Origin of the sequence: Petrotoga sp. Shatin.DS.tank11.9.2.9.3, assembly GCF_003665005.1 — a bacterium.
In the GTDB taxonomy this organism is placed as follows: domain Bacteria; phylum Thermotogota; class Thermotogae; order Petrotogales; family Petrotogaceae; genus Petrotoga; species Petrotoga mobilis.
This window is the reverse complement of record NZ_JGVT01000007.1, coordinates 107,435-132,529: the sequence shown is the minus strand read 5'-3', so window position 1 is coordinate 132,529 and position 25,095 is coordinate 107,435. Positions and strand designations below refer to the sequence as shown.

28 protein-coding genes are annotated in these 25,095 nt (G+C 34.2%); 16 read left to right on the top strand and 12 right to left on the bottom strand.

Translation table 11 applies throughout. The features are described 5' to 3' along the window. Positions 1 to 13: 13 nt before the first annotated feature. The 13 genes from ord (at position 14) to BZ25_RS08710 (ending at position 12,444) form a co-directional block, all read left to right on the top strand. Complete coding sequence (gene ord, locus BZ25_RS08770) at positions 14 to 1,030, top strand: 2,4-diaminopentanoate dehydrogenase (RefSeq protein ID WP_121567525.1); 1,017 nt, start codon at positions 14 to 16, stop codon at positions 1,028 to 1,030. A 14-nt stretch (positions 1,031 to 1,044) separates the two neighbouring features. Further along, complete coding sequence (gene ortA / locus BZ25_RS08765) at positions 1,045 to 1,347, top strand: 2-amino-4-oxopentanoate thiolase subunit OrtA (protein WP_121567524.1); 303 nt, start codon at positions 1,045 to 1,047, stop codon at positions 1,345 to 1,347. Continuing rightward, positions 1,340 to 2,758 carry a 2-amino-4-oxopentanoate thiolase subunit OrtB gene (gene ortB / locus BZ25_RS08760; RefSeq protein WP_121567523.1) on the top strand — a complete coding sequence of 473 codons (1,419 nt, stop codon included), beginning with the start codon at positions 1,340 to 1,342 and terminating at the stop codon, positions 2,756 to 2,758. The genes ortA and ortB overlap by 8 nt, the downstream gene beginning before the upstream one ends. Next, the gene (locus tag BZ25_RS08755; RefSeq protein WP_103065029.1) at positions 2,755 to 3,141 is read left to right on the top strand and encodes an ornithine aminomutase subunit alpha; all 387 of its coding nucleotides are present in this window, start codon (positions 2,755 to 2,757) and stop codon (positions 3,139 to 3,141) included. Before ortB ends, BZ25_RS08755 begins: the two co-directional genes overlap by 4 nt. Further along, positions 3,122 to 5,320 carry a D-ornithine 4,5-aminomutase subunit OraE gene (gene oraE, locus BZ25_RS08750; RefSeq protein ID WP_012208989.1) on the top strand — a complete coding sequence of 733 codons (2,199 nt, stop codon included), beginning with the start codon at positions 3,122 to 3,124 and terminating at the stop codon, positions 5,318 to 5,320. Before BZ25_RS08755 ends, oraE begins: the two co-directional genes overlap by 20 nt. Positions 5,321 to 5,410: 90 nt before the next feature. Continuing rightward, complete coding sequence (dnaN, locus tag BZ25_RS08745; RefSeq protein WP_103065031.1) at positions 5,411 to 6,523, top strand: DNA polymerase III subunit beta; 1,113 nt, start codon at positions 5,411 to 5,413, stop codon at positions 6,521 to 6,523. A 3-nt stretch (positions 6,524 to 6,526) separates the two neighbouring features. Continuing rightward, the gene (ispF, locus tag BZ25_RS08740) at positions 6,527 to 7,015 is read left to right on the top strand and encodes a 2-C-methyl-D-erythritol 2,4-cyclodiphosphate synthase (RefSeq protein WP_121514726.1); all 489 of its coding nucleotides are present in this window, start codon (positions 6,527 to 6,529) and stop codon (positions 7,013 to 7,015) included. Next, on the top strand, positions 7,005 to 7,670 hold the full coding sequence (nfi, locus tag BZ25_RS08735) for an endonuclease V (protein ID WP_121514725.1): 666 nt from the start codon (positions 7,005 to 7,007) through the stop codon (positions 7,668 to 7,670). Before ispF ends, nfi begins: the two co-directional genes overlap by 11 nt. A gap of 5 nt (positions 7,671 to 7,675) precedes the next feature. Then, complete coding sequence (locus tag BZ25_RS08730) at positions 7,676 to 8,815, top strand: sugar MFS transporter (RefSeq protein WP_121567522.1); 1,140 nt, start codon at positions 7,676 to 7,678, stop codon at positions 8,813 to 8,815. A gap of 30 nt (positions 8,816 to 8,845) precedes the next feature. After that, complete coding sequence (locus BZ25_RS08725) at positions 8,846 to 10,345, top strand: YifB family Mg chelatase-like AAA ATPase (protein ID WP_103065035.1); 1,500 nt, start codon at positions 8,846 to 8,848, stop codon at positions 10,343 to 10,345. After that, entirely contained in the window at positions 10,342 to 11,166 is an 825-nt protein-coding gene (locus BZ25_RS08720) for a thermonuclease family protein (protein ID WP_103065036.1), read from the top strand. Before BZ25_RS08725 ends, BZ25_RS08720 begins: the two co-directional genes overlap by 4 nt. Before the next feature lie 64 nt (positions 11,167 to 11,230). After that, a complete protein-coding gene (locus BZ25_RS08715) occupies positions 11,231 to 11,800 on the top strand; it encodes a GNAT family N-acetyltransferase (protein WP_103065037.1) in 570 nt (189 codons plus the stop codon). Beyond that, on the top strand, positions 11,797 to 12,444 hold the full coding sequence (locus BZ25_RS08710; protein WP_121567521.1) for a hemolysin III family protein: 648 nt from the start codon (positions 11,797 to 11,799) through the stop codon (positions 12,442 to 12,444). The genes BZ25_RS08715 and BZ25_RS08710 overlap by 4 nt, the downstream gene beginning before the upstream one ends. A gap of 6 nt (positions 12,445 to 12,450) precedes the next feature. Here BZ25_RS08710 and BZ25_RS08705 read toward each other — a convergent pair whose 3' ends face one another. The 6 genes from BZ25_RS08705 to BZ25_RS08680 form a co-directional block, all read right to left on the bottom strand. Continuing rightward, a complete protein-coding gene (locus tag BZ25_RS08705) occupies positions 12,451 to 13,335 on the bottom strand; it encodes a bifunctional enoyl-CoA hydratase/phosphate acetyltransferase (protein WP_121567520.1) in 885 nt (294 codons plus the stop codon). A 26-nt stretch (positions 13,336 to 13,361) separates the two neighbouring features. After that, entirely contained in the window at positions 13,362 to 14,729 is a 1,368-nt protein-coding gene (locus BZ25_RS08700) for an MATE family efflux transporter (RefSeq protein WP_121567519.1), read from the bottom strand. Between the two features lie 184 nt (positions 14,730 to 14,913). Next, entirely contained in the window at positions 14,914 to 17,076 is a 2,163-nt protein-coding gene (locus BZ25_RS08695; protein ID WP_121567518.1) for a Tex family protein, read from the bottom strand. Positions 17,077 to 17,133: 57 nt separating this feature from the next. After that, the gene (locus BZ25_RS08690; protein ID WP_121567517.1) at positions 17,134 to 18,204 is read right to left on the bottom strand and encodes an aldose epimerase family protein; all 1,071 of its coding nucleotides are present in this window, start codon (positions 18,202 to 18,204) and stop codon (positions 17,134 to 17,136) included. Positions 18,205 to 18,218: 14 nt separating this feature from the next. Beyond that, positions 18,219 to 18,470 carry a type II toxin-antitoxin system HicA family toxin gene (locus BZ25_RS08685; RefSeq protein WP_103065043.1) on the bottom strand — a complete coding sequence of 84 codons (252 nt, stop codon included), beginning with the start codon at positions 18,468 to 18,470 and terminating at the stop codon, positions 18,219 to 18,221. Then, positions 18,463 to 18,681, bottom strand: a complete 219-nt coding sequence (locus tag BZ25_RS08680) for a 2-oxoisovalerate dehydrogenase (RefSeq protein WP_103065044.1) — start codon at positions 18,679 to 18,681, stop codon at positions 18,463 to 18,465. The genes BZ25_RS08685 and BZ25_RS08680 overlap by 8 nt, the downstream gene beginning before the upstream one ends. A gap of 241 nt (positions 18,682 to 18,922) precedes the next feature. Here BZ25_RS08680 and BZ25_RS08675 point away from each other — a divergent pair, with 241 nt between their 5' ends. Then, positions 18,923 to 19,321: a transposase gene (locus tag BZ25_RS08675; protein WP_158584892.1), complete on the top strand. Its 399-nt coding sequence runs from the start codon at positions 18,923 to 18,925 to the stop codon at positions 19,319 to 19,321. Continuing rightward, positions 19,318 to 19,758, top strand: a complete 441-nt coding sequence (locus BZ25_RS08670; RefSeq protein ID WP_121514720.1) for an IS3 family transposase — start codon at positions 19,318 to 19,320, stop codon at positions 19,756 to 19,758. Before BZ25_RS08675 ends, BZ25_RS08670 begins: the two co-directional genes overlap by 4 nt. A gap of 5 nt (positions 19,759 to 19,763) precedes the next feature. Here the strand turns inward: BZ25_RS08670 and BZ25_RS08665 are convergent, their stop codons facing one another. The 6 genes from BZ25_RS08665 to BZ25_RS08645 all read right to left on the bottom strand — a co-directional run bounded on the left by BZ25_RS08665 (position 19,764) and on the right by BZ25_RS08645 (position 23,664). Continuing rightward, positions 19,764 to 20,570, bottom strand: a complete 807-nt coding sequence (locus BZ25_RS08665; protein ID WP_103065047.1) for an ABC transporter permease subunit — start codon at positions 20,568 to 20,570, stop codon at positions 19,764 to 19,766. Next, a complete protein-coding gene (locus BZ25_RS08660; RefSeq protein ID WP_103065048.1) occupies positions 20,567 to 21,439 on the bottom strand; it encodes an ABC transporter ATP-binding protein in 873 nt (290 codons plus the stop codon). Before BZ25_RS08660 ends, BZ25_RS08665 begins: the two co-directional genes overlap by 4 nt. 211 nt (positions 21,440 to 21,650) lie before the next feature. Continuing rightward, positions 21,651 to 21,881 (bottom strand): DUF4351 domain-containing protein, encoded by a 231-nt coding sequence (locus tag BZ25_RS08655; RefSeq protein ID WP_233546320.1) that lies wholly within the window; start codon positions 21,879 to 21,881, stop codon positions 21,651 to 21,653. A 204-nt stretch (positions 21,882 to 22,085) separates the two neighbouring features. Further along, complete coding sequence (locus tag BZ25_RS10690; RefSeq protein ID WP_199676879.1) at positions 22,086 to 22,229, bottom strand: hypothetical protein; 144 nt, start codon at positions 22,227 to 22,229, stop codon at positions 22,086 to 22,088. Then, positions 22,207 to 22,413, bottom strand: a complete 207-nt coding sequence (locus tag BZ25_RS10385) for a hypothetical protein (RefSeq protein WP_199676878.1) — start codon at positions 22,411 to 22,413, stop codon at positions 22,207 to 22,209. The genes BZ25_RS10690 and BZ25_RS10385 overlap by 23 nt, the downstream gene beginning before the upstream one ends. 408 nt (positions 22,414 to 22,821) lie before the next feature. Next, positions 22,822 to 23,664, bottom strand: coding sequence for a hypothetical protein (locus BZ25_RS08645; RefSeq protein ID WP_121514718.1), 843 nt, complete (start codon positions 23,662 to 23,664; stop codon positions 22,822 to 22,824). Positions 23,665 to 23,841: 177 nt separating this feature from the next. On the opposite strand from BZ25_RS08645, the gene BZ25_RS08640 reads away from it, so the two are divergent. Further along, on the top strand, positions 23,842 to 25,020 hold the full coding sequence (locus BZ25_RS08640) for a hypothetical protein (RefSeq protein WP_121514717.1): 1,179 nt from the start codon (positions 23,842 to 23,844) through the stop codon (positions 25,018 to 25,020). The last annotated feature ends 75 nt before the right edge of the window (positions 25,021 to 25,095 follow it).

The following is a 25,095-nucleotide window of genomic DNA, read 5'->3' as shown; positions in this document are numbered from 1 at the left end:
GGAGGTTTTTAAATTGTATAAAGTAAGTGTTTGGGGTTTTGGAGCAATGGGGAGTGGTATAGCAAAAAATATATTAAGTAAGAAAAATCTAAAATTAGTTGGTGTTCACGATTTCAGGGAAGAATATATCGAAAAAGATGTTGGAGAGTTGTTGGGTTTAGGAAAAATTGGAATAAAAGTTTACCCTGATCCTATAACAATGGTTAAACAAACGGATCCAGATCTTGTTGTAATCGCTACTAACTCTTTTATCTCAGTGGTGAAGGATCAGATTATTTCTATATTAAAAGAAAACAAAAACGTAATTACCATTGCTGAAGAAATGGCTTTTCCTTTTTCAAAAAATCCAAAAGCTGCAAATGAAATTGACACCGTTGCGAAGGAACATAATGTATCGGTTTTAGGGACTGGTGTAAATCCAGGATTTGTCCTTGATACACTAATTATAACATTGACAGGAGTATGTTTGAATGTTCAGAGGATTAAAGCAGCCAGAATTAATGATCTTTCACCTTTTGGACCAACGGTTATGGAAACACAAGGTGTGGGAACAACACCAGAAGAATTTGAACAAGGAATAAAAAACGGAAAGATAGTAGGTCATATAGGGTTTGAACAGTCAATACATATGATAGCCAAGGCTTTAGGATGGGAAATTGATCGCATCGAACAAAAAAGAGAACCTATTATTTCTAATGTCATGAGGGAAACAAAGTATGTTAAGGTTCAACCAGGTATGGTAGCAGGGTGTAATCATACCGCAAAGGCATTTTACAAAAATGAACTGTTGATAGAACTTGAGCATCCTCAGCAAGTACTTCCTCATTTAGAAAACGTTCAAACAGGAGATTATATAACAATTCAGGGGGATCCTGATATTTCAATGGGTATAAATCCTGAAATACCAGGTGGCAAAGGCACAATTGCCATAGCCACCAATATGATTCCCTCTGTAGTTGAAGCTCGGCCTGGTCTGTTAACCATGGTGGATTTGCCAATACCAAGAGCTTTACTTGCAGAGGTTCACTGAAGGAGGTTAGATTTATGGAGATAAAAAAGGGTGCATGGGTTCAAATTCATTACATTGTTTTAAATCCTGAAGAAAGGGCTTCACATTTGCCGGAAGACACCAAAAAAGTACCTTTTGAAGTTAGAATAAAAGGTTTTTTGGAAGATGAAGAGGCTGAAATAGGCGATATCGTCACCATTAAAACCCCTATTGGAAGAATAGTTAAAGGAAAATTGGAAAAAGTTAATCCTAAATACGAGCATAACTTTGGGGAACCAATTCCCGAATTGTTAAAAATTAATAAAGATGATTTGTTGGCAGGTGAAAGAAATGGATAAATCTTACAAAGCGGTGATGGAAAGACAGATAGAGATCATTAAAAAATCTGTAGGACTTGATTACACAAAGTATGAAATAGAAGGCATCGCATTCGATTACGAAAAGATGATGAACGAGTCGGGATTTTCAATTGAAGAAACCGAAAAAATTCAAAAAGAAACGGGTGTTGGGAACACTCCCCTTGTTGAGCTAAAAAATATTAACAAATTGATTAAAAAATTGTCTGATAAAGGAAAAGGAGCTAGGATCTTTGTTAAGGATGAACAGACTAACCCATCAGGTTCTTTCAAAGATAGAAGGGCTTCTATAAGTGTATATATGGCAAAAAAATTAGGGTATGAAGGCGTTATAGCAGCAACAAGTGGTAATTATGGCGCTGCTGTAGCTTCTCAAGCAGCTAAAAGAGGTTTAAAATCTATTATAATTCAAGAATGTTTCGATTCTCGAGGCGTTGGTCAGCCAGAGATCTTGGAAAAAGAAAGGTCTTGCGCAGCTTATGGAAGTGAAGTTATCCAAGTTAGTGTAGGTCCAGAATTGTTTTATTATACCCTTCTTCTTCTTGAAGAAACAGGATTTTTTAACGCATCGCTTTACTCGCCTTTCGGCATTGCTGGAATAGAAACGTTAGGTTTGGAGATAGCGAATCAAACCAAAGAATTGACAGGGAAATTCCCCAATGTTGTTGTAAGCACACATGCCGGAGGAGGTTTAACCACCGGAACTGCAAGAGGATTAAAAAAAGCTGGGGCAGATTCAACCAAGATTGTTGGGGCAAGCGTTAATTTAAGAGGCTTGCATATGGCTTCTGATAAAGATTTCAATAGAAAATCTTTCACTACAGGACACACTGGATTCGGGATCCCGTTTGCGGTCTTTCCTGACAGATCCGATGTTCCAAGGAATGCGGCAAGGGTGTTGAGGTATATGGACAGATATGTTCTTGTAACTCAAGGAGAAGTATTCTATATGACTGAATTACTCGCAAAACTCGAAGGGCTACAAAGAGGACCTGCTGGTAATACCTCGCTGGTGGCAGCTTTTGCTTTGGCAAGGGAAATGAATGAGGATGAAATAATAGTTGTAAACGAAACAGAATACACAGGAGCAGGGAAGTTACCAAGTGCCCAACTCACTTTTGCCAAAGAAAATGGGATTCAAGTAATATCAGGCGATCCAATAAAAGATGATAAACCAGGGGAAAGAATCGTGATACCTGAAGATCCTTCACAAATAGGCTACATTGAAATTCCAATGTCTCAATTGAAAGAATCGTATGTAAACCAGCTTATAAAAAGACTTGGAAAAACTGATTTCACTCAAAAAGAAATTCAATTCATATCAGAGGAAATAAGGGAAGATGAAGATTCGGTAATAAACTTGATTAAAAAGGCAAAGGAGGAGTCTTTGTGAAAGAAAGAGCCGATGACTTTCAGGAAAGGTCAAAGAAACTTCAAAGTATGACTGATGAGGAATTAGACAATTATTTTTGGAATTTAGTTGGAAAGGTAGTAGATCCCTTAGTAAATTTGGCAGAAACACATACCTCTCCTTCTATAGAAAGATCTGTCTTGCTGAGAATGGGGTTTAATTCCCTTCAGGCAAAGGCGTTGGTTGATAAGATTGTACAAGAAAATTTATTATCAAAAGGAGCAGGGAATGTGGTCTACAAAATCGCAAAACAAAAAAATATAGGAATAATGGAAGCGGGAGAGGCACTATTAAACGGTCGTTTTTGGGATGATGTTGAGAATATCTTTAGAGGTGGTGATACAAATGAAACTTCAACCAAATGAAAAGATCAACATAGAAGAGATTTTAAACGATTTGGAACATTACACACCAAGAAGAAAGGGATGGACTTGGAGGAAAAAATTACCTGAAGGAACCAAAAAAAGCGATTTTAATTACTATGAGATAAGTGAGGATTTGAAAAACTCGATTCCTCTTCCTGCGGCCCATTACTTTGATAACCTAGACCCACAACCAGACACGGTGATAACATCGGAAATCGCTTCAGGAAGATTTGAGGAAGATGTTAGAAGAATGCGCATGGCTGCCTGGCACGGAGCAGATCATATTATGGTCATAAGAACACTTGGGCAAAGCCATATAGACGGTCTTATGGAAGGGACCCCTGAAGGTATTGGTGGGATACCGATAACGAGAAAACAGTTGAGGGCAACTAGAAAAGCGCTTGATCTAATTGAAGACGAAGTAGGTAGACCCATAAACTTTCACAGTTATGTTTCAGGTGTAGCAGGCCCTGAAATAGCTGTAATGTTTGCCGAAGAGGGGGTTAATGGAGCTCACCAAGATCCACAGTACAATATTTTGTACAGAGGTATCAATCCTATAAGATCTTTTGTGGATGCCGCTGTTGCAAAAAAAGTGATGGCTTGGGCGAATATACTCCAAATAGATGGTGCCCATAACGCGAACGCATCTGCTAAAAAAGCTAGAAACGTGATGCCGGAGCTTTTGGTCCAACATGCTATAAACTCGCTATTTTCATTAAAAGTAGGCATGAAAAAAGAAAATATCGCTTTATCAACCGTTCCCCCTGTAGTTTCCCCTTCTCCTGAGTTCAGAATCAACTTGGTCTATGCCGTTACATTGAGAGAACTGTTTAAAGGCTACAAGTTCAGAGCTCAAATGAACACAAGGTACATCGAATCTGATTTATTCGATGCCACAAGGATTCACGTTTTAAATACCCTCATTTCTCGGTTAACCTCTGCAGACATTCAATCAACTATTACTCCCGACGAAGGTAGAAATGTTCCATGGCACGTTAATTCTATTAGAGGTGTCGAAACGGCTAAACATACATTGATATCAGCGGATAATATTAAACAATACCTCAAAATCGATGAAGAACAAGTTAGAAAAGAAGTAAGAGAATTGAAGATGAGAGCTATATTGATGCTCGAAGAAATCATAGAAATGGGAGGATATTTTGAAGCATTGGAAAATGGCATGTTCGTAGATAACGGGTACTATCCTGAAAGAGCAGGAGACGGAATAGTCAGAAAAAAGAACGGAGAAATTGCGGCAGGCTCTGTTGTACCAAGGGATAAAGATTATATGGCACCCGTTTGTGAACATTTTGGGTACAACGCCTTACCTGAAGGATTAGATAAACCTTGTGATTTAATCGGTGGTTGTACCTTACATAATAGAGAAAAGATTCAATTTATTGACGAGTTAGATGAGAGTGATAATGTCGAAAAAAGATTGCAAGAAATAAAAGAATACAAAGAAAATAATCTTATAAAACCAGAAGTTGAATGGAGTTATGATGGTTGGATACAATTGGACATGACCATCCCTGAATCTGAAGAATACGCCAAAGCAGCGGCGGTTGAAATATGTAAAAAAATGGGACTCGAAGATATTCATGTTATTCATTCTGCCATTTTACATCCATCAGAAGGAACGTATCTCGAATTGAAGGCAAAGGTACCTTTCTTTGTTAAAAAGGATGAATTAGAGCTTCCCCAAAAGAACGAAGTGATGAGTGATGACGAGCTTTTTGAATTTTTTGGTAAACACAAGGTCAAAGTAGTAGCCGGAACGATAGGTAATGATGAGCACAACATTGGTATCAGAGAAATTCTGGATATAAAACATGGAGGTATAGAAAAATATGGAATAAGCTACGTTTACCTTGGTACTTCTGTGCCCCCAGAAAAAATCATAGATAGTGCGATAGAAGTTGGAGCCCAGGCGGTTTTAGCTTCTATGATTATTACTCATAACGAAGTTCATGTGGAAAATATGAAAAAATTACATGAAATTGCTGTAGAAAAAGGAGTTAGAGATAAATTATTACTTATCGTTGGAGGAACTCAGATAACCAATGATTTAGCGATCAATAATTACATGGACGCTGGCTTTGGAAGAGGTACCAAAGGGAATCACGTTGCCACATTTTTGGCTAAGAAACTAAAAGAAAGAGAGCAAAACGAATAATTTTTAATTAATTTATTCTTGCTTTAAATTTTTTTTTAGTGTAAAATTGAGATAGTGAAACCCTAATTCTTCCAAAGGGAGGAAAACTTGATGTCTTTTGAAATAGATACAAGGGTTTTAAAAAATGCTGTTCAATTAACCAGTAATGCTGTTTCAAGAAAAACAGCTAACCCTATTTTGAAAGGAATAAAATTGGCTGTAGAAGACGATGAGTTACACATTTATGCTACAGATTTGCAGACCGGTTTTCACAAATGGCTGAAGGTTAAAGATAGTGATGAAAACTTTTCTACAGTGGTGGAACAGACGATATTCTTGGAAATTCTATCAAATCTCACTTCTGAGACAATTACGATCACTTTGGATGGAGTTTTGAAGATTTCAGGTGGAAATTCTGTATTTCGATTACCTACCATGGATCCTGATGAGTTTCCTTCTCTTGCTTTTGACGTTACAGGGAGCTCAATTTCGCTAGATAGAACAGTTATTACTAATATGATTGATAAGGTAATTTTTTGTGCTTTAAAGGATTCTTCTTCCCTTTCACGCAATTTAAACGCCGTTTACTGGGACTTTAGGCAAGGAGGGTTTTTGAATTTAGTCGCCACGGATTCATATAGATTAGCCCTATCTGAAAGTAAGCTGGAAGATGACAATGTTCTTTCACCATTTCTTTTATCCTTAAAAAGTATGGATGAATTAAAAACGATACTTTCAGCAGCAAAGACAGAGAAGATAAAAGTAGTTCAAAGTGGTTCGCAAGTTCTCTTTGATTTTGAAGAAGATAATAACCAGCTGATTTTTAACGTTATAGATGCCGAGTTTCCTAATTATTTGGGTATAATTCCCCAGAGTTTTATAACAAAGATCAAGGCTAAAACCTCAGAATTTTTGGCTATTATGAAAAGGATGTCTATCACAGCTGGAAGTGAGGAATATACTTTATTAAATATTGAAGATGGAAGAATACAGTTTTATGCAAGTTCTCCCGATGTTGGCGAAGCAAAAGAAGAGATTGATGTTGAGCAAGAGGGAAGAAATCTTGAGATCGCTTATTCACCGAGATATTTCAGAGAAGCGTTAGAAAGAATAGAAACTGTGGAGTTTGAGTTCGATATATCCGATGAGGAAAAACCTACCATTTTAAAACCTATAGAAGACAACAGTTACATGTTTATAATAATGCCAAAAAGGAAAAGTTGAAGCATGTTAAAAATTGGTTTTGGTTATGATGTGCATCCTTTCGTTGAAAATAGAAGATTAATATTGGGTGGAGTTGTAATTAATCATCCAAAAGGTTATGGATTATTGGGCCATTCGGATGGAGACGTTTTTTTTCATGCGATAATTGATAGTTTATTAGGGATGTGCGGTTTGGGGTCGATAGGGGAGTACTTTCCTGAAAGTAAAGAATTTGAAAATATTAATAGCTCTATACTTTTAGAAAAGACTATGGATTTGATAAGTAAAAGGTATGTTGTTAAGATAAATAATATAGATGCGCTAATCATATCTAATAGTGTGAAAATTAGTCCTATATCTGATCAAATAAAAAATAATACCTCACGCATCTTAAATTTAGAAGTGAGCCGAATAAACTTAAAAGGCAAGAGTGGCAATGGTCTAGGAATAGGCGGAAAAGACGAAGGTATAGAAGTTTATTGTACAACGTTAGGTGAGGTAGATGAAATATAAGCTCGTTCATAGCTTCGATATGACTCCCAAAGATATGATCAAAATTCAGAGACAGTTGGCTAAAGAGGTTAAATTAAGTTATTTCTCTGATGTACCAAACTTAGTAAGCGGTGTTGATCTTTCCTTTCAACAAGACGAAGGATTAGCTGTAATTGTAACGATGGATTTTAAGAAATTATCGGTGATCGATGTAACATATGCCGTGGATAAGATTACCTTACCATATATACCAGGCCTTCTTGCTTTTAGAGAGCTTCCTATCTTTTTAAAGGCTTGGGAAAAACTTCAAATTGAACCTGATATTGTTTTTTTTGATGGTCAAGGCTATGCCCATCCTAGAAGGATGGGCATAGCTACACATGCGTCTTTTTTTATTGAAAAGCCTACTATAGGAATTGCTAAATCTAAGTTAATTGGTGAATACGAAGAACCCGGAAAGAAAAAAGGTGAATTCACATTTCTGTACCATAAAGATGAGAAAATAGGAATAGTGTTGAGAACAAGAGACAATGTGAAACCTGTATTTGTATCTCCTGGCAACTTGGTTGATTTCAAAAACGCTTTGGATTTTACTTATCATTTTGCCACAAAGTATAAAATTCCTGAGATAACTCGAAAGGCACACTTATACACTCAAAGTTTAAAGCAGAGGTGACGTTGTTGACCGAAAAGAACACGCGAAATTTTATATACATATCAATGATTCTATTTTCGATGGTCATGAATACTCTTGCTCCTCTTATGACTTCCATTCAAGAAAGATTTTCTGTTTCAATAACTATTTCTTCTTCATTACCGTTTATAAGTACCTTCGGTACCATGATATCCAACTTTATAGGCAGCTTTTTTATCGCCCAGATAGGCTATAAAAATTTCTTGATAGGTGCTTTAATTGTTCTAATTATGGGTTTGTTTTTATTTGTAACTGCATTTAGTTTCCCCATGGTAGTATTATCAGTTTTCTTGTTTGGAGTAGCCACAGGAGCCGCTTTTATGACTTTAACTTCCGCTTTTTCACATCTTGATAGAAAAATCCAAAATTTTGGATTTTTAAACGCGAGTTTTGGAATTGGGGGAATAATAGCACCCCTTTTGGTTAGCTTATTTTTAGTTGTGAACTTAGATTTTAGATTTGTGTATTTTATACACTTAATCTTAATTTCGTTACTTTTTATTTTTGTTTTAATTTATAAACCCATTCAAAACATAAAGTATGAAGCGATTAAATTTAAAGAAGCCACAGGTATAATAAGGAAAAAATTTGTTTATTTGTCATTGTTGATATTCTTATTCTATTCGGGAAGTGAAATAGGCATAATAACTTGGAGTGCAAACCTTTTCCATGATGTTTTTAATTATTCTAAGGAATTTTCATCTATAATTATAAGTTTATTTTGGGTTGTTTTTACCTTTGGTAGGGCAATTACGGAATTTTTAAACAGAAAATTAACAGAATTGGGTACCATTTTGTACTTCTCTATTTCTCTTATAATAAGTCTTGCGTTGTTACTGATATTTCAACACTTTATTTTCTTTCTTTTCGTTGGTTTTAGTTTATCTGCCATTTTTCCAAGTATTCAAAAATACTCCAACCAAAATCTCCCAAAGAGAATCTTAGGGATGTACAATGGGTTGGCTTTTGGTTCCACTGGGATTGGAGCTATGATAATCGCAACTTCCATGGGGGTAATTGGTGATATTAATTTTAATATCTCCTACGCCATTCCTTTTTTTACTTTTGCCATCATCATTTTTATCACCCAAAAATTGGGTAAGGAGAAATTAGATAATGGCAATTGAAATTAAAAAGCGTACCCAAAGGGGGGGAAGATGAAATATTCTAAGATAAAAACTGGCTGCATAGACGGTTTTAAAGTAGAAAATATCTTAGTAGAAATCGATGTAAACTCTCGTTCTACCCAACAGACATTCAAAATAGTAGGAATGCCTTCCACATCTGTTTTAGAAAGTGAGAAACGAGTTACCAGTGCCATTAGAAATACTGGGTTTACTATTCCTAACGGATCGATAGTTGCAAATCTTTCACCCACCTCTATGAGAAAAGACGGTTCACATTTTGACTTACCAATTGCTGTATCCTTGTTGGAAGCGTCTGGTCAGATAAAAGAATTAAGTGATGATTACTATATATTTGGTGAACTCGGTTTGAATGGAGAAGTTAGACCTGTTTCTGGGATATCTCTTTTTTTGATGTACATAAAAGAAAGAAATCAACAAGCAAAATTCATAATTCCACGCGGAAATCAGGGGGAAAGTAAATTTGTAGAAAAAAACGAAGTTATCGTTATAGATAATTTGAAAGATATCGAAAATATATCGCTGGGTATTTTGGATGAATACTCTCCAAAGTATGAGGATATTGTACAACCGTCTTACAACTTGGATTTTCGTGAAATCAAAGGTCAAATCTTTGCCAAAAGGGGTATAGAGATAGCAGCCAGTGGATTTCACAACGTCTTAATGAGAGGATCTCCCGGTTCGGGAAAAACAATGATAGCTAAAAGGGTTCCAACAATATTACCAGATATGACGAGGGAAGAAATCATCGAATCAACTATGATCTATTCAGTTGCTGGATATATGAACACGATAATCGATAAAAGGCCCTTCAGATCTCCTCACCACACAGCTTCAACGGCCTCAATAATAGGGGGAGGGGCCGTTCCGAAACCTGGTGAAATAAGCTTGGCTCACAATGGAGTATTATTCATGGATGAATTTCCCGAGTACCGTACGGATGTAATAGAGTCCCTAAGACAGCCTTTAGAAGACGGAGAAGTGACGGTAACAAGAGCAAAATCCGTTGCTAATTTTCCTGCAAGGTTCATGCTTATAGCCTCTCAAAATCCGTGTCCATGCGGATATTATGGAGATAAGGAGATTGAATGTACGTGTAGTTTGAACCAGATCTTAAATTACAACAGAAAAATATCAGGTCCTATATTGGATAGAATAGATATAAGAATAGATGTACCAAGGGTAAAAATTGACGAGCTCATGTCCAAGGAAGATGGAGAAAGCTCAGAAAAGATTAAAGAAAGAGTTTCAAAGGCTTCCCAAATACAGATAAAAAGGCAAAATAAATTGAATGGGAAACTTAGCAATAAAGAGCTGAAGAAATTTGCTGCTCTTACTGAAAAAGCGGAAGACTTTCTAAAACAAGCAGCTATCAATTTAAAATTAACTGCAAGATCGGTAAACAGGGTAGTTAGAATTTCGCGAACTATAGCTGACACTTTTGATTCAAGGAATGTGGAAATAAGTCATGTTTCGGAAGCCCTGAATTACAGAGGGAGAAAAATCATATGAGAAAAATATCTTCATTTTTTCTGTTACTTTTATTGGTATTAAGCGTAGTTTATGCTAATTCGCAAGAATTAATAACAATACCAGATATAGAAAACCTCGAAAAAGCAAAAGTTTCTTCTATATTCGATGGAGACACGATTAACACTTACCAGTACGCTGAAAGTATAAGATTGATTGGAATAGACACACCAGAGATCAAAGCTGGGAGTAAGCCCATTAGCGAGTATGGCTATAAGTCGTATCAATTTGTGAAAGATAGACTAATAAATGTTGCAAACAGGAACGTATATTTAGAGTTTGATGAGGATAAGTTTGACGATTATGGCAGAGTTTTGGCGTATGTTTATTATGAAGATGAAGAAGGTAACTTAGTATTATTAAACGAAGAAATATTAAAAAATGGATTAGCCCGACCGTTGTTTTATGAAGATACTTCAAAAAAGCAAGAAATATTTGTTAAAGCTTATATCCAAGCATATGAAGATAGAAAAGGCATCTTTGAAAAATATGATGATGAAAGTCTTGTCGTGGAATCTGATGCCTTAACCCAAAAGGATTTAGGTAGAATGCGGTGGGTGAAGGCCAAAGTAAAGGATGTTATAAAAGAAGGCGAAAATTATTACAAAATTATCTCTGAAGGCGAAGATTTTTACTATGGAATAAGAAAACAGGAGTTTGATGCCTTTTTTGACGGATACGATATCTATGATTTAGTTGGGGAAGAAGTTATGTTCTGGGGAGAAATATGGTTAGATCAAAGAACTGGGCAATACGAAATACTGGGAAGGGCTCCTTTTGAGATAAAAAGACTTTCGAATTAGCTGTAGTGGGAAGAGGGAGTTTATTTTAAAGATCGTATAACAGAATAATAGGGGGAAGGACATTATGGGTAAATATTTTAAAAAAATAGTAGGAGAAAAATGCTTTTTGTCACCAGTTAATCCTGATGATTTTGAAAAATACACGGAATGGTTAAATGACCCAGAAATATCAGAAAACATGATGGTAGAGGATAATATCATTTCTTTGCTAAAAGAAAAAGATATCTTGGAAAAAATGGCAAAAGGTAACGATGTATTTTTTGCCATCGTGGATTTAGAAACAGAAGAGCTGATAGGTAATTGTGGGTTGCATGACATTAATAGAATTAATCAATCGGGTGTCTTGGGGATTTTTATTGGCAATAGAGAATATCTGTCTAAAGGATATGGTACCGAAGCCATTAAATTATTGTTGAATTATGGATTCAACGTTTTAAACTTAAATAACATTATGTTAGAGGTTTTTGAATACAACAAAAGAGCCATAAGATCTTACCAAAAAGCAGGATTTAAAGAAATAGGTAGGCGAAGACAAGCAAAGTTTTTTAAAAACAATAGATACGATATAATATTTATGGACATTTTGAGAGAAGAATTTCTTGAAATGAAAGATGCGAAAGGAGTAATAGGGTGAAGGATTTAGATAATATCGAAAAATTTACCACGGGTGAAGAAATAGCTAATGCCGTTATACACGGTATAGGAGCATTGTTGAGTATAGCTGCTCTGGTGTTATTGGTAGTTTTTTCAGCGATTAACGGACAACCCTGGAGTATATTTAGTTCGGTTATATATGGTTCGTCCTTGATTATTCTTTATACATCTTCAACACTATATCACAGCTTTCAACTTCAAAAAATAAAAGATCTCTTTGAAATATTCGATCATTCGGCAATTTATATTTTAATAGCGGGTACTTACACACCTTTTGCACTAATTACGTTGAATGGAAGGTTAGGTTGGATTATATTTTCTGTAGTATGGGGTTTGGCAGCTATAGGCATTATTTTTAAAATATTTTTTGTTAAAAGGTTTAGGATTCTTTCAACTATTTTATACATAGCCATGGGATGGTTGGTTGTATTTGCTATGGAGCCTTTAGTTACAAACTTGGATTTCTGGGGAGTAGTTTGGTTGGTTATAGGAGGCATTCTTTACACAGTCGGGACCATATTTTACGTATGGAGAAAAATCCCATATCATCATGCTATATGGCATTTGATAGTGCTTGCAGGAAGTATATGCCACTTTTTCTCAGTGTTTTTTTATGTTATATGAGAAATCTCAAGAGTTTAAAACTCCGAGTGCCAAAGCGGCTAATTTCGATTGATCGTTGTCGGCTCTTGATACTAAAACTACAGGAGCTTTTGCTCCCACTACAATCCCTGCCACGTTTCCCCCTGAGAAATATACCGCAGATTTTCCTAACAAGTTCCCGGAATGGATATCTGGAACAATTAAAATATCTGCTTTACCTGCAACTTCACTGTTTATATTTTTAATCTTGGCAGCTTGTTCGCTTATAGCGTTATCAAGGGCAAGGGGACCATCGACAATACAGCCTTTTATTTGGCCTCTTTTGTTCATTTGGGTCAATATGGCGGCATCTATTGTTTCGGGCATATCGGGATTAACTACTTCAACTGCCGCTAATAGAGCTACTTTAGGAGTTTTTATTTCAAGATTTTTGGCTACTTCAATGGCGTTGTATATAATTTGAACCTTTTGCGTTAAATCTGGATGGATTATCATTCCACCATCGCTTATTAGAAGTAATCTATCCAAATAAGGTGTTTCCACTACCGCAACATGAGAAAGCAAATTTCCCGTTTTTAATCCCCAATCGTTGTTTAAAACAGCTTTTAACAATTCAGAGGTTTTTATCTTACCTTTCATGAGCAGATCAGCAGCCCCACTTGAAACGAGACGAACACCTTTTTCTGCTGCTTCCTGTGGATTTTCTGCCTCTATAATATCAAATTCCTTTCCAACAATTTCCAAATTTTTTTTAATTTCTTCTTTATTTCCAACCAAGACAGGGTTTGCAAAACCTTCTTCACTTGCTTTTGATAAAGCCTTCAAAGCTTCCAAATCTTCTGCACAGACAAGAACAACGTTCTTTGTTGGTTTGGACTTTGCTCTATTCAGCAGTTCGTCAAAGTTTTTCATGAAAACTTCCCCCTTTGTTGACTATATTAAGCATTTCTTTGTGAAGCTTCTTCAATTACAGGTCTTTTCCAGTTACCAAAAATTAGAAAACCTAAGGCTAATAAAAGGGCAGAGAAATTACTTATTATCATCGCTATGAAAACACCTATGTAACCGTGAGTCTCCGCAAAGAAAAAAACCAAGGGTACCCTTATTCCCCACAATCGAGTGATATCGATAATGGTCGACTGAATCGTATGCCCTGTACCTCTTAAAGTACCAAGAAAAACAGAAACTAAAGAGAAGAATGGAAGTGAGAAAGAAACATATCTAAAAAATTCCTCTCCTACTTTAATTACTTCAGGGTCATTTATGAAAAATTTTGTTATATTGTGTCCAAATAAAAACATAACCATTGAAGCACTTCCAACGATCAGTAAAGTTGCCAAAGAAGCTTTTTTAACGGTTTCTTCAGCCTTTTCAGGTTGATTAGCACCCACGTATTGACCTGTCATCGTAGCCGTTGCCAAGGATATTCCCATTGCGAACATCGTTATTAAATTGTTCATTCTATTTCCAATTCCATATCCACTAATAACAATAGGTCCAAATTGCGCTATAACTCCCATAATTATAGCAAATCCAATAGCTGTAAAAGATTCACCAATAGAAGAAGGTAAGCCAACCACTAACACTTTTTTTATAAGTTTAGGATCAGGAACAAAATCTTTGGTGTGTAATTTAAAACCCTCTTTACCTTTGAATAATACAATTAGGAATACAACGGACATTATAACTTGAGATAACATAGTTGCTAAAGCAGCACCAAAAACGCCTAAATTGAATTGAAAAATGAAAAGAGGATCAAGGGCCACATTCAACAATATTGATATACCGTTGTATTTCAAGGCTATAAATGAATTTCCCCATCCCCTAAATATACCCGCTACCGTTTGCATTAAAAAGCTGAAAGGCAAACTAAATGCCATTATTTTTAGATAGGTGTGACTGAGTTCAAATATATTTTCGTCTAATCGTAGAAGAGATAATAGTTGTTTGCTAAAGATCAAAACTATTGCCATAATGGATAACGCCACAAAAGTCATTACCAAAATGGTTTGCGCTGCCGATTTTTCAGCTCTTCTTTGATCACCGTATCCTGTATATTGAGCTATCAAAGAGGTTCCAGCGTAGGAAAAACCTGTGGCAAAAGATATAAAAACAAAGATCAGCGGCCAAATTACAGTAGGAACAGACAATTCCAAAGGACCCAATTTTCCCAAAAAATAAGCATCAGTTATATTATATATCGCTTGCATCATATTTGTCAAAATGATTGGCCAGGCTAAAGTAAACAAAGCTTTCCAAATGGATGTTTTTAAAACGTCAACTTTTCCTGTATCTTTGATTTTCATTTGCTATCACCTTTAATGTTAAAATTAATTCGTTATCCTTATCAATATTTTATCAGATTATTTGGGGTTTAGGTTAAAAATAAAGGTATATATTTTGAATTTAGTAGTGAAATATTATTAAGAAATAAATAAAAAAGCGTCCATAAAAAAGGACGCTCAAAATCTCAAAATAAAGATAAAGTTTTTATTTTTTTATGTTTACTAGTCTTAAACCAATTCTTCTTCTTGTTTTATCAATGTTTATTATTTCCACTTCCACGATATCGTTTATTTGTACAATATCCGTAGGATGAGCAACAAATTTTTCAGCAAGGTTTGACTTATGAATCAAGCCGTTTTCTTTTATTCCCAAATCCACAAAAGCACCAAAATCAGTAATATTTGTTATTTTACCTGATAATCTCATACTTTCTTTAAGATCTTCAAATTTTAGAATATCATCCATAAGTTGAGGTTGAGGCATTTCATCCCTTGGGTCTCTGCCAGGCTTTTGAAGTTCTTTAAGTATATCAATCAGTGTATATTCCCCAATTTCCAATTTTTCGGATATTGATTTAAGATTTTCTTTTTCGTTTAAAAGTTGCGAAACTTTTAATTTCAAGGGGTCCAATTTTTCTTTGATTTTTAAATCATCCAAGGTGTAGCCAAGTATATTTATTAATTTTTCTGCTGCTTCATAACTTTCTGGGTGTATTCCCGTCATTTCTAACGGGTTTTCCCCATCTATTATTCTCAAAAATCCTGCACTTTGTTCAAAGGCTTTTTCACCAAAGCCTTTTACGTTGAAGAGATCAACTCTTTTTTGGAATGAGCCATTCTTTTGGCGGTATTGGACAATTTTCTTTGCCAGGCTAATCGTTATTCCCGAAACGTATTCTAATAAAGAATATGAAGCTGTGTTTAAATTAACACCAACGAGGTTAACCACGCTTTCCACAGTTGCATCAAGCTTTTCTTTCAATTTTTTCTGATTTACATCGTGTTGATACTGCCCAACACCTATAGATTTTGGGTCAATTTTTACAAATTCTGCAAGAGGGTCCTGGATCCTTCTCCCTAAACTTATAGCTCCTCGGACAGTTACATCGTATTCTGGAAACTCTTCTTTTGCCAACTTAGAAGCAGAATAAACAGAAGCTCCAGATTCATCGACGAATATATACTTAAGATCCAAATTATTTTTCTTTATTAAGTCAACAACGAATTGTTGAGCTTCTCGTGAGGCGGTCCCGTTGCCTATAGCTATTAGATTTATATTATACTTTTGAATTAAACCCATCATAATTTTCTCTGAGTTTTCTACATCGTTTTGTGGAGGAACGGGGTATATCGTATCGTTAGCGAGAAAATTTCCCATTTCATCCAATGCTACAACTTTACATCCCGTTCTGAAACCAGGATCAATTGCTAGGATCCTTTTGTTTTTTAAAGGAGGTGTTAATAATAATTGTCTGAGGTTTTTGGCAAAGAGATCTATCGCTCCTTCTTCTGCCTTTTCTGTTAGGTTTTGTCTTATTTCTCTTTCTATTGATGGGTTTAACATATTTGTGAATCCATAGTTCAAACCTTTGGATATTATTTCATCACAGATCTCATTTCCTGTTTTGTATTTAGATTTTTCTTTATCAAGCCACTCGTCATCAATAATTAATTTTACATTTAATACTTTTTCTTTTTCGCCCCTGTTTAAAGCTAAGACCCTGTAATTTGGGATTTTTGAAATTTCTTGAGTGAATTCATGATACATATCATACTTAGTGGCTTCTTCGACAAATTCTTTCTTTTTTTCAGAGTGAATTTTGCCGAATTTTTCGTAATACTTTCTTAGACTTTCCCGATTGTCTTTGTCATGGGCAAAAGTTTGACCTATTATGTAGGAAATTCCTTCTACCACTTTGTCTATATTGTCGTATTCCTCAGATATAAATTCTTCTAATTCATCTAAAGATTTGATATTACCTAACAATACTTTGTTTGCTGCAGGTTCAAGACCAGCTTCTATAGCTTTGTCTGCATTGGTTTTCTTCCTTTTTTTGTAAGGAAGATATAGATCTTCCAATTCAGTCATTTTTTTGGTGTTGATGATCTTTTCTTTTAGTTCATCTGTTAATTTACCTTGCTCTTCGATGCTTTTTAAGACAGTTTTTTTGTAGTCTTCTAAGTTCTGATAATATTTAAATAATTCTTCTATTTGCCTAATCTTTTCTTCATCTAAATTACCTGTTCTTTCTTTTCGATACCTGCTGATAAAAGGTACAGTGTTTCCCTCATTTAATAATTCTATAGTGTTTTCAGTTTGAAATAGTTTTATGTTCAGATCTTCTGTTATTGTTTTGATTATATCCAATACTTTTACCTCCATGAAACAATTTATTTTACTAGCTTTAGAAAACCTAAATTTTCTCTAATTCACGATAGAAAATTTGTAAATTGTTGTTGAAGAATACACTTCTGAGGGTCTTAAAATTGTGGAAGGAAAGTTTTTCTGGTTTGGAGAGTTTGGAAAATGCTGTGTTTCCAAGGCTATTCCAGAATATTTTCCATAGTGTTTTCCTTCTTTTCCATAAGTATCAACAAAATTACCTGTATAAACTTGAATTCCAGGCTCTGTTGTGTATATCTTCATCACTCTTCCACTTGTGGGTTCAACCAACCTTGCGGCTAAGGATATTTTGCTATTTTCTTTGTTTAATACGAAATTATGATCTATTCCTTCTAACGGAGAATCTTTCAAATCTTTGAGTACCTCTCCAAGAATTTTTGGGACTGTAAAATCAAAGGGTGTGTTTTTGACACTTTTTATTTCTCCTGTGGGTATTAGCGTTTCATCTACAGGTGTATAATGATTAGCAAAAAGTTCTAACTGGTGATCAAAAATATTTCCTCTACCTTCTCCTGCTAAATTAAAATAACTGTGATTTGTCAAATTTATAATAGTGGTTTTATCAGTAGTTGCGGTATAAGAAATCTTTAATTCATTATCGTTGGTTAAGGTGTAAGTAACGCTTACACGTAAGTTCCCTGGATACCCTTCTTCACCATCATGGCTTAAACGTTTGAACCGAACAGAAGGACCTTCAACGGTTGTAAAAGCTGTCGCTTGAAATATCTGTTTTTGAAACCCCTTTATTCCCCCATGAAGATGGTTTGAATTATTGTTTTGAGCCAAGGTGTAATTTTTACCTTCAAGTGAGAATTGCCCGTTTTTTATTCTGTTTGCATGTCGTCCTATTGTAGCGCCAAAAAAAGGATTCTGTGGAGTGGGTTTTTCATAATCTGAAACGGTATCGAATCCTAAAATTATGTCTTCGAGTTCTCCTTTTTTGTCAGGTAAGTACAAAGAAACCAAAGTAGCACCATAATTGGTTACTTGTACTGTAACCCCGTTTTCGTTTCTTAATGTGAATAAAGTTACTGGAATGCCTTCTACTGTGTATCCCCATTGATTTTTTTCAATATGCTCTAAAATTGACACTCAATATCCCCCTTTTATTTTTTGAAAATTTCTTCTACCATCTGCTCTTTTGTGATTTTTAAGTATTCTGAAACATCTCTTAATATGCTATTTAACGTTCCTATTTTAAGAAATTTATGATCAGGTATGGTTATGTTATGCGAATACCCCATATAGTCAGAATTCAATCTTAAATGGCTTCCTGTCTTTCTTAAAATTTTATAATTATATTTTCCGAGTAGATCTGCTAATTCTTTCCCTGAGATATTTCTTGGAACTTTAGACATATGTGAATGTCTCTTCTTTTACAATATGCAACCTTATAATATTGGGAATATCTTCTTCTTTATCAAAGTGACATTTTATAGCATCTTTAATATTTTCTTTCAACTCATCTAAGGTCGATCCTTCTGTAAATATTGATTCTCCCAAAGCCCTAGCGTTATATCCGCTTTCCGGGTCTTCTTCTACTAAAAATATAATTTCTTTGACTTTCATTAGATTCATCCCCTTTATTTTCTGGTTTCTAGTAATATTATATCATACGGGAATAAATTGTCAGAAAGCCATCCATTCTTTCTTTTTATGTTTTTGAAGGGGAGAAAGAGAAGAGTTTATCAAAATTAGCAGTAATTTTTAATTGAAAAACGCCCACAAGTGGTTCTTAGGAAATTTGGAAATTTGAGGGGCATGGTAGTAAAATAGATATAAATATAAATTCTTAAAAGAGGTGATTTTTGTGAAGTCTTACCCTCCAGAGTTAAAGGCCAACGTTGTTAAAGAGCATGTCGAAAAAGGCGTTTCTTGTTCTCAACTTAGCAAAACTCACAACATCCCTGTCAGAAATATCCAAAAATGGGTTAAGAAGTTTAGAGATTCTGGTGAGAATTATTCTTGCTTTTTCAATGGCTCTTTCAATAAAAATTCCATCGTTTCTCGTGGTTCTAAGGTTCCTCCTGTGGTATACGAGAATTCCGGTGTCGATTTGGATGAGATTTCTCGGCTTTGTATGGAATACCCCGATCTCGCTCAGACTCTTCAGAGTTTGAAAGATTTGGTGATCGAAAAGGATATGGAGATCAGAGTTCTTAGAGAACAAGTTGAGTTTGTAAAAAAAAATTTGAATCAGAGAAAATGATGGAAAATAAACATGTTGATATTAAATCTACACCCATTTTGGATATCCTATATATCAATAGACTACATAGAGAGTACGGCGTTTCTCTTTCTTATCTTTTTGAAGCTTTCAACGTAAACTCCAGCACTTATCATTATAAAACGAGGTTCTTCTTGGATACCAGTTCTTTGTCAAAGAAAAAGCATACTAATTCTAAAACTCGAGGTTTTTGCTATACTGTGAATGGTGATAAGGTTCCAGATGAATTTGTAATTTCAGAATTAAAGCAAATCAAGGAACATCTCAATATGTATGTCTCAAAGCCTTATTTGAAAACTCTTGGTTCTACTAAGCTGTGTGAGTATTTTAAGGAAAAATATGGAATAATAATCAATCATAAAAAGATGAGACGTTTGAAACACGAAGTTGGTTTGGTTGGAAAATATACAAAACATTGAAATTTTCATACATTAATATCTTTATTTTTGAATAGGTAATAAGAAAAATAATATATTCCAAAAGATATTAGTAAAATTATTAATGAATTTACCCAAAAGATTTTTTCTTCTAAAACGGTTTCCATCAAAGGAATATAATTAAATATGCTGAAGTATTTTATCCAACTTGTTGCCTCTATAGTCTTTGCCATAGTATCTCCAAAATACATGAAAATTAGTATACTAAGCGAGATACCCAAGTTTGAAGAATTGTTTTGGGTGAGTATGCTTATTATTACAGAAATTGAAGAGAAAAATATTTGTACTGTGAGCGAATATATTCCAAAAGCCAACAATATTTCTGGATTATATTCATATTCCATAAAAATAGCGTACATAGAAACAACTGAAAGGGTAAAAATAATGTTTAAAAATAATATATTTATCATTATATTCGTGAATTTAGTTATGTATAAAGTTGATCTACTTATTGGTTTTACGCTCAAATATTCTATGGTTCCTTTTTCATATTCATCTGCAAAAACTTTCCCCACAAGCATCGCTGAAAAAACAGCTCCCAATAAATAAACAAAGCTCATACCTTCTGACCCGAATATGCCTTCTGGTTTAGTAAATATTTGTTCGCTAAAGTTGAAAGATTCGAGTAAAAATTTGGGCATATTATTAATTAGTTCTAATACATTATTAGACTGGGAAAGGATTTGATTACTCATAGGTATATACATACCGGTAAATAAAACAAACAACAGTGACCATAATATTGTATTTTTATATGTGAATTTAAGCTCTTTTTTTAATAAATTGAAGTTCATTCTTCATCACTCCTGTAATAATCGATAAATATTTCTTCGAGAGACGGTCTTTTAATTTCAATGTCTTCATATGAACATTTAGATAAAATTTCAAAAAAACTATTTAAATCATCATTTTTTACTAGATAAGTTATAAAAGAATCCGTCTGTTCTTCTATTTCAAAATCATTGAATTTATTTCTTTCTTTGAGTTTGTAGATCGTAATTGTTTTTTTTGATACTTTAGATATCTCTTCAATATCACTTTCTTTTATTATTTTTCCTTTTTTTACTATCCCTACTTTATCACAAATTTTTTCAACTTCCGATAAAATATGTGATGAAAAAAGAATTGTAGCGCCTCTTTCTTTTTCTTTTTCTAAAATATTATATAATTTATGCTGCAAAAGAGGGTCTAAACCGTTGGTAGGTTCATCAAAAATTATGTACTCGGGTCTGTGTACAATGGCTTGTATTATTCCAACTTTTTTCTTGTTTCCCATTGAAAGTTCTTTGAACTTTTTGTTTGTTTCAAGTTCTAATAGATCTATTAGCTCTTTTTCATATTTCTTATCAATATTTTTATAAAATCTATCGTTAAAATCAAAAAAATCTTTTACTCTCATATTTTCATAAAAATTGACTTCTCCAGGGAGGTATCCTATTTTATTTTTTATATGCTTCAAGTCGTGTGGGATGTTTTTATCCCCAATTGTAATTCGCCCTTCATCAATTGAAATCATACCCATCATAGCTCTTATAGTCGTTGTTTTCCCAGCACCATTAGGTCCTATAAGGCCGTATATTTCACCTTTTTTTATTTTAAAGCTAATGTCCTCTACTCCGAGGTATTTTCCATAGTATTTTTTGATATTCTCTACTTTGATCAAATCTGGGGCCTCCTACCTTGAATTAATTTTATATAATTGATGCAAATTTTAACAAAATTATGTTGCCAGAATATAGAGAATTATGTTTCTAGAATATAAAAATAGAGAAGGGAACGTTCCTTTGAAAATTAAGATTTTATATTGATCTTACTAATCGAAGAAGAAATTTAAAAATCGAAGATTCAAGAAATGGAGGGCGCTTTTTCAGAAATTATTTCAGTAATTCTTTTAGTTCTTCTATAGTTATTTCTAATAAATTGTCTCCTATGTAATCTATTGTCTTCTCATCCGCTTTTCTTATCTTGTCTTTTATCTCTTCAGTTAGTTGGTTACCAAATCTTTTGCTTAATATTCTAACTGCGAACTCTCTTTCGCCTTCAAGTTTGCCTTCAACTTTACCTTCCAATTTACCTTCGTTTCTCAACTTTTCGGCTATTGTCATAACTATCTCACCCCTTTCACTTTGTTTATATACTCTTCCCTTTCATAATTGTCTGAGAACCATAATAACGATCCTATTACCGCTTCTTTTTTAAAAACCTATCCATGATAAATAGGGAAAAACAAAAGCTTTGGGGACAGTTTTTTGGTTTATTAATTACTCATTTTATTTTTTATAAAATTTTGGTACATATGTTTAAAAAAATTAGTTCCCGCTAATAACAATAAATGTAAAACTAGGCATATCAGCTGCAAGAATGGGATTTTCAGGATTACTTACGTCTACTATCACCAAGCCATTCAAATAATTTGCCGCGTAAGCGTAATTATCTTTTACATAAACACCCACACCTTGTTCGACATCTGTTAAATAAAGATGCGACAGATGCTTTAGATTTAGTTGGATCACTTACATCGAATATGTCGGGCCCTTCTGTTCCTACGGCAACTATTATGTTTTCTAATTGTGCTAAATACAACGAAGCTAAAAGAATCGATAACCCCACCAATAAAAATATTTTTAGTTTTTTCATCTCTTCCAACCCTTTTTTTGAAAGATAGTTTTTTCGATTCTCTCACGAAAATGATGTTATTCTTTCTCTCAGTGAATCTCACATGATAAATCAGTCACTTGATACATTTAATCACATGGAATTTGTCAAATATTAATTTCGTTATCTAGGCTGGCTTTGTTTTATTCACTATCTATTCAAAGAAATTCAATAACTCTTTTCTCTTCTGGTATCACTTCTAGTATATTTTGTGTTTTCTTACATGAAACCAGTTTATTTATTCATTTGTTCATATTTTATTTTTTCTGCTCACACTTTTTGGAAGAAAACCAAGAAATTTTTGCAAAGCAAAAATTTTAATAAATGCCGTTAGGTATAACCCTTTTATGCTGTGTTATACGCTGTTAACGAAAGAGCATTTACACTGTTTCACTGTCCTAATAAATATCCGAGGCACAGTCCAAACACCTCAACTGAGCCGCTTTTGTCCATAGAAAGGAAATAGCCTTTTTCTCTACCCTCCTTATATACTTCAATCCCATTATTGTAGCTATGGTAAGATAAAATCTTATTTAGGGGGATGCTTAACGGTTTATAACCAGTGAAAGGATGCAGAAAAAGTCTCTGATTGGTGATAATAAGAACCCCCGCCGATGTTTTAACAAGTCGGTCCTCTTTTACTATATGTCCTCTATGAGCACCCACTCTATAACGAACCCCTTTTGCAATCTGAAAACTTACGCCATGCGACCCTCCACTATAACCCAAGTTAATTGATTTCATTTCATAAAGGGTGGCTCTATCCGCAAAATGTACAATTTCCTTTTTCTTTAAAATCACCTGAGTACCACCTTCTATATGCAAGTCTACAGACGGCAACTTTTCTTCTTTTCTTATTGCATTCACATAAATGTAGGGCCTGATACGATCGTCAAATTCAATATCTTCGTTTGTTAAACCGAACGCCTCTTGCATCTTTCGTAAGGTTTCTATTTCTTCTTCTTCAAGTTCTTTGTCAGCTTCAAATTGGTCGTATATTCTAGAATACAACTCAATCAATGATCGTTTGTCCTGCTTTTTAAGAAGTTTCATTTGCTGTTCTGTAAAGCTCTTTGTTGCTAATATCTCTTTTTCTGTTTTATCTAATTCAGCAGACAGTTCAGATTTTGCCCTGGCAAGTTCGGCTCTGAGAGCCCTTTCACAATCTTTGCAAAGCGGGCCCCTCGCAAAAAAGGGTAGTTTCTTACCACACCTTTGACAATATTTTGCCATTTTTATCATCTCCGATTTTTGTTATACTAGAAATTCAATTTCATATAACATTCCGCATTAGATTATATTAGCTGTCGATGAAAAAGATTGGTTAGATCATAATTCGATGTCTTTGAAATGATATCATATCCTTGACTCTTTTGGAGAAAGGCTAGGAAAAAATGAAGGCATTCGGATATGGAATTAACCAAAAGGTTGATAGAAAAATATTTGAAATCAAGTAAAAAAGAGAAGTCAGAGATTATTTTGAAGTATTGTGATCTCACAAAAGTAAAAAGAGCTACAGATGTAAAAAGATTTAAAAGGTATAGGAATAGGTATTTATTTCAAGGAAGAGATGCTCAAAAGAATTCAAAAAAGAGAAGAAGACCAAAGAAGAAATATGAATCTATTCATGAAGTGATTTTGTGGAAATGTTGGGGATTATCTGGATGTGTTTGTGCTGAAAAACTTCATCCAATGTTGGAAGTATACATCGAGGAATTGAAAAAGAATAACAGATTTTCACTGTATGAACTTTCAAAGACAGAAGAAGCAAAGAAGGTATCCTTAGGTACATTGAAAAGAATGGTAAGTAAATTCCCTAAGGTATCCACGAAGAAGCATAAAGGTAATGCGTTCATATATCAAAAGGTACCAATTTCAGCAAACTTTGGAAGACATGCCTTTGAAAAGGTAGGATATGTTGAAGTTGATTTTGTAGAACATAATGGAGGATCTAGTGCAGGGCCCTTTGCTGTGACAGCTGTATATACGGATCTTTATTCACAATGGATATCAAGAGCTGCAGGACTTGGTAAAAACCAAATGAGCGTTGAGAAGATGGATCTTCTTGCTCATACAAAGCTGCCTGTTGATGTCTTACATTATCATCCTGATAACGATAAAACTATACTTAAAGTACTTTTTGAAAAGGTAAAAGGGAATAACAAAGTTAATCTTTCAAGGAGTAGGCCTTACAAGAAAAACGATAACGCTCACGTGGAACAAAAGAACGGGGATAAGGTAAGAAAATTGGTAGGGTATTTCAGGTATGAGAGTGAAGAAGAGGTAAGTCTGCTCAACGAGATTTACAGCAAAGCAGACTTACTAGATAACTTCTTCATACCCAACTTTAAACTAAAAAACAAAGTAAAGAACGACAAGGGGAAAACAGTAAAAAAAGAATACGAGAAACCTAAGACTCCATACCAACGGTTGCTTGAAAGCAACACTGTTAACGAAAAAACTAAATCTCAACTAAAGAAAACATACGAAAGTTTAAACATGGTAAAATTAAGAGAAGAAATAAATCTTCTTGTGGATAAATTATACAACATTCAACTGACAAAAAGCAAATCAAGTTCAAAGATATAATTACTATCTAACCATTACCCTATTTTGATGACACTTAATTATGATCTAACACGGATTTATACAATCTATTTTATG

What these genes read in the sequence shown, in the direction of transcription:
- BZ25_RS08655 (WP_233546320.1), bottom strand. Translation starts at nt 21,881, where the DNA reads ATGACAATAGCCGAAAAGTTGAGAAACGAAGGTAAATTGGAAGGTAAA.
- BZ25_RS08725 (WP_103065035.1), top strand. Translation starts at nt 8,846, where the DNA reads ATGAAATATTCTAAGATAAAAACTGGCTGCATAGACGGTTTTAAAGTA.
- ortB (WP_121567523.1), top strand. Translation starts at nt 1,340, where the DNA reads ATGGATAAATCTTACAAAGCGGTGATGGAAAGACAGATAGAGATCATT.
- ortA (WP_121567524.1), top strand. Translation starts at nt 1,045, where the DNA reads ATGGAGATAAAAAAGGGTGCATGGGTTCAAATTCATTACATTGTTTTA.
- BZ25_RS08700 (WP_121567519.1), bottom strand. Translation starts at nt 14,729, where the DNA reads ATGAAAATCAAAGATACAGGAAAAGTTGACGTTTTAAAAACATCCATT.
- BZ25_RS08720 (WP_103065036.1), top strand. Translation starts at nt 10,342, where the DNA reads ATGAGAAAAATATCTTCATTTTTTCTGTTACTTTTATTGGTATTAAGC.
- BZ25_RS08715 (WP_103065037.1), top strand. Translation starts at nt 11,231, where the DNA reads ATGGGTAAATATTTTAAAAAAATAGTAGGAGAAAAATGCTTTTTGTCA.
- nfi (WP_121514725.1), top strand. Translation starts at nt 7,005, where the DNA reads ATGAAATATAAGCTCGTTCATAGCTTCGATATGACTCCCAAAGATATG.
- oraE (WP_012208989.1), top strand. Translation starts at nt 3,122, where the DNA reads ATGAAACTTCAACCAAATGAAAAGATCAACATAGAAGAGATTTTAAAC.
- BZ25_RS08680 (WP_103065044.1), bottom strand. Translation starts at nt 18,681, where the DNA reads ATGAAAGTCAAAGAAATTATATTTTTAGTAGAAGAAGACCCGGAAAGC.
- ispF (WP_121514726.1), top strand. Translation starts at nt 6,527, where the DNA reads ATGTTAAAAATTGGTTTTGGTTATGATGTGCATCCTTTCGTTGAAAAT.
- BZ25_RS08645 (WP_121514718.1), bottom strand. Translation starts at nt 23,664, where the DNA reads ATGGCAAAATATTGTCAAAGGTGTGGTAAGAAACTACCCTTTTTTGCG.
- dnaN (WP_103065031.1), top strand. Translation starts at nt 5,411, where the DNA reads ATGTCTTTTGAAATAGATACAAGGGTTTTAAAAAATGCTGTTCAATTA.
- BZ25_RS08640 (WP_121514717.1), top strand. Translation starts at nt 23,842, where the DNA reads ATGGAATTAACCAAAAGGTTGATAGAAAAATATTTGAAATCAAGTAAA.
- BZ25_RS08705 (WP_121567520.1), bottom strand. Translation starts at nt 13,335, where the DNA reads ATGAAAAACTTTGACGAACTGCTGAATAGAGCAAAGTCCAAACCAACA.
- BZ25_RS10385 (WP_199676878.1), bottom strand. Translation starts at nt 22,413, where the DNA reads ATGAAAAAACTAAAAATATTTTTATTGGTGGGGTTATCGATTCTTTTA.
- BZ25_RS08665 (WP_103065047.1), bottom strand. Translation starts at nt 20,570, where the DNA reads ATGAACTTCAATTTATTAAAAAAAGAGCTTAAATTCACATATAAAAAT.
- BZ25_RS08670 (WP_121514720.1), top strand. Translation starts at nt 19,318, where the DNA reads ATGATGGAAAATAAACATGTTGATATTAAATCTACACCCATTTTGGAT.
- BZ25_RS08685 (WP_103065043.1), bottom strand. Translation starts at nt 18,470, where the DNA reads ATGTCTAAAGTTCCAAGAAATATCTCAGGGAAAGAATTAGCAGATCTA.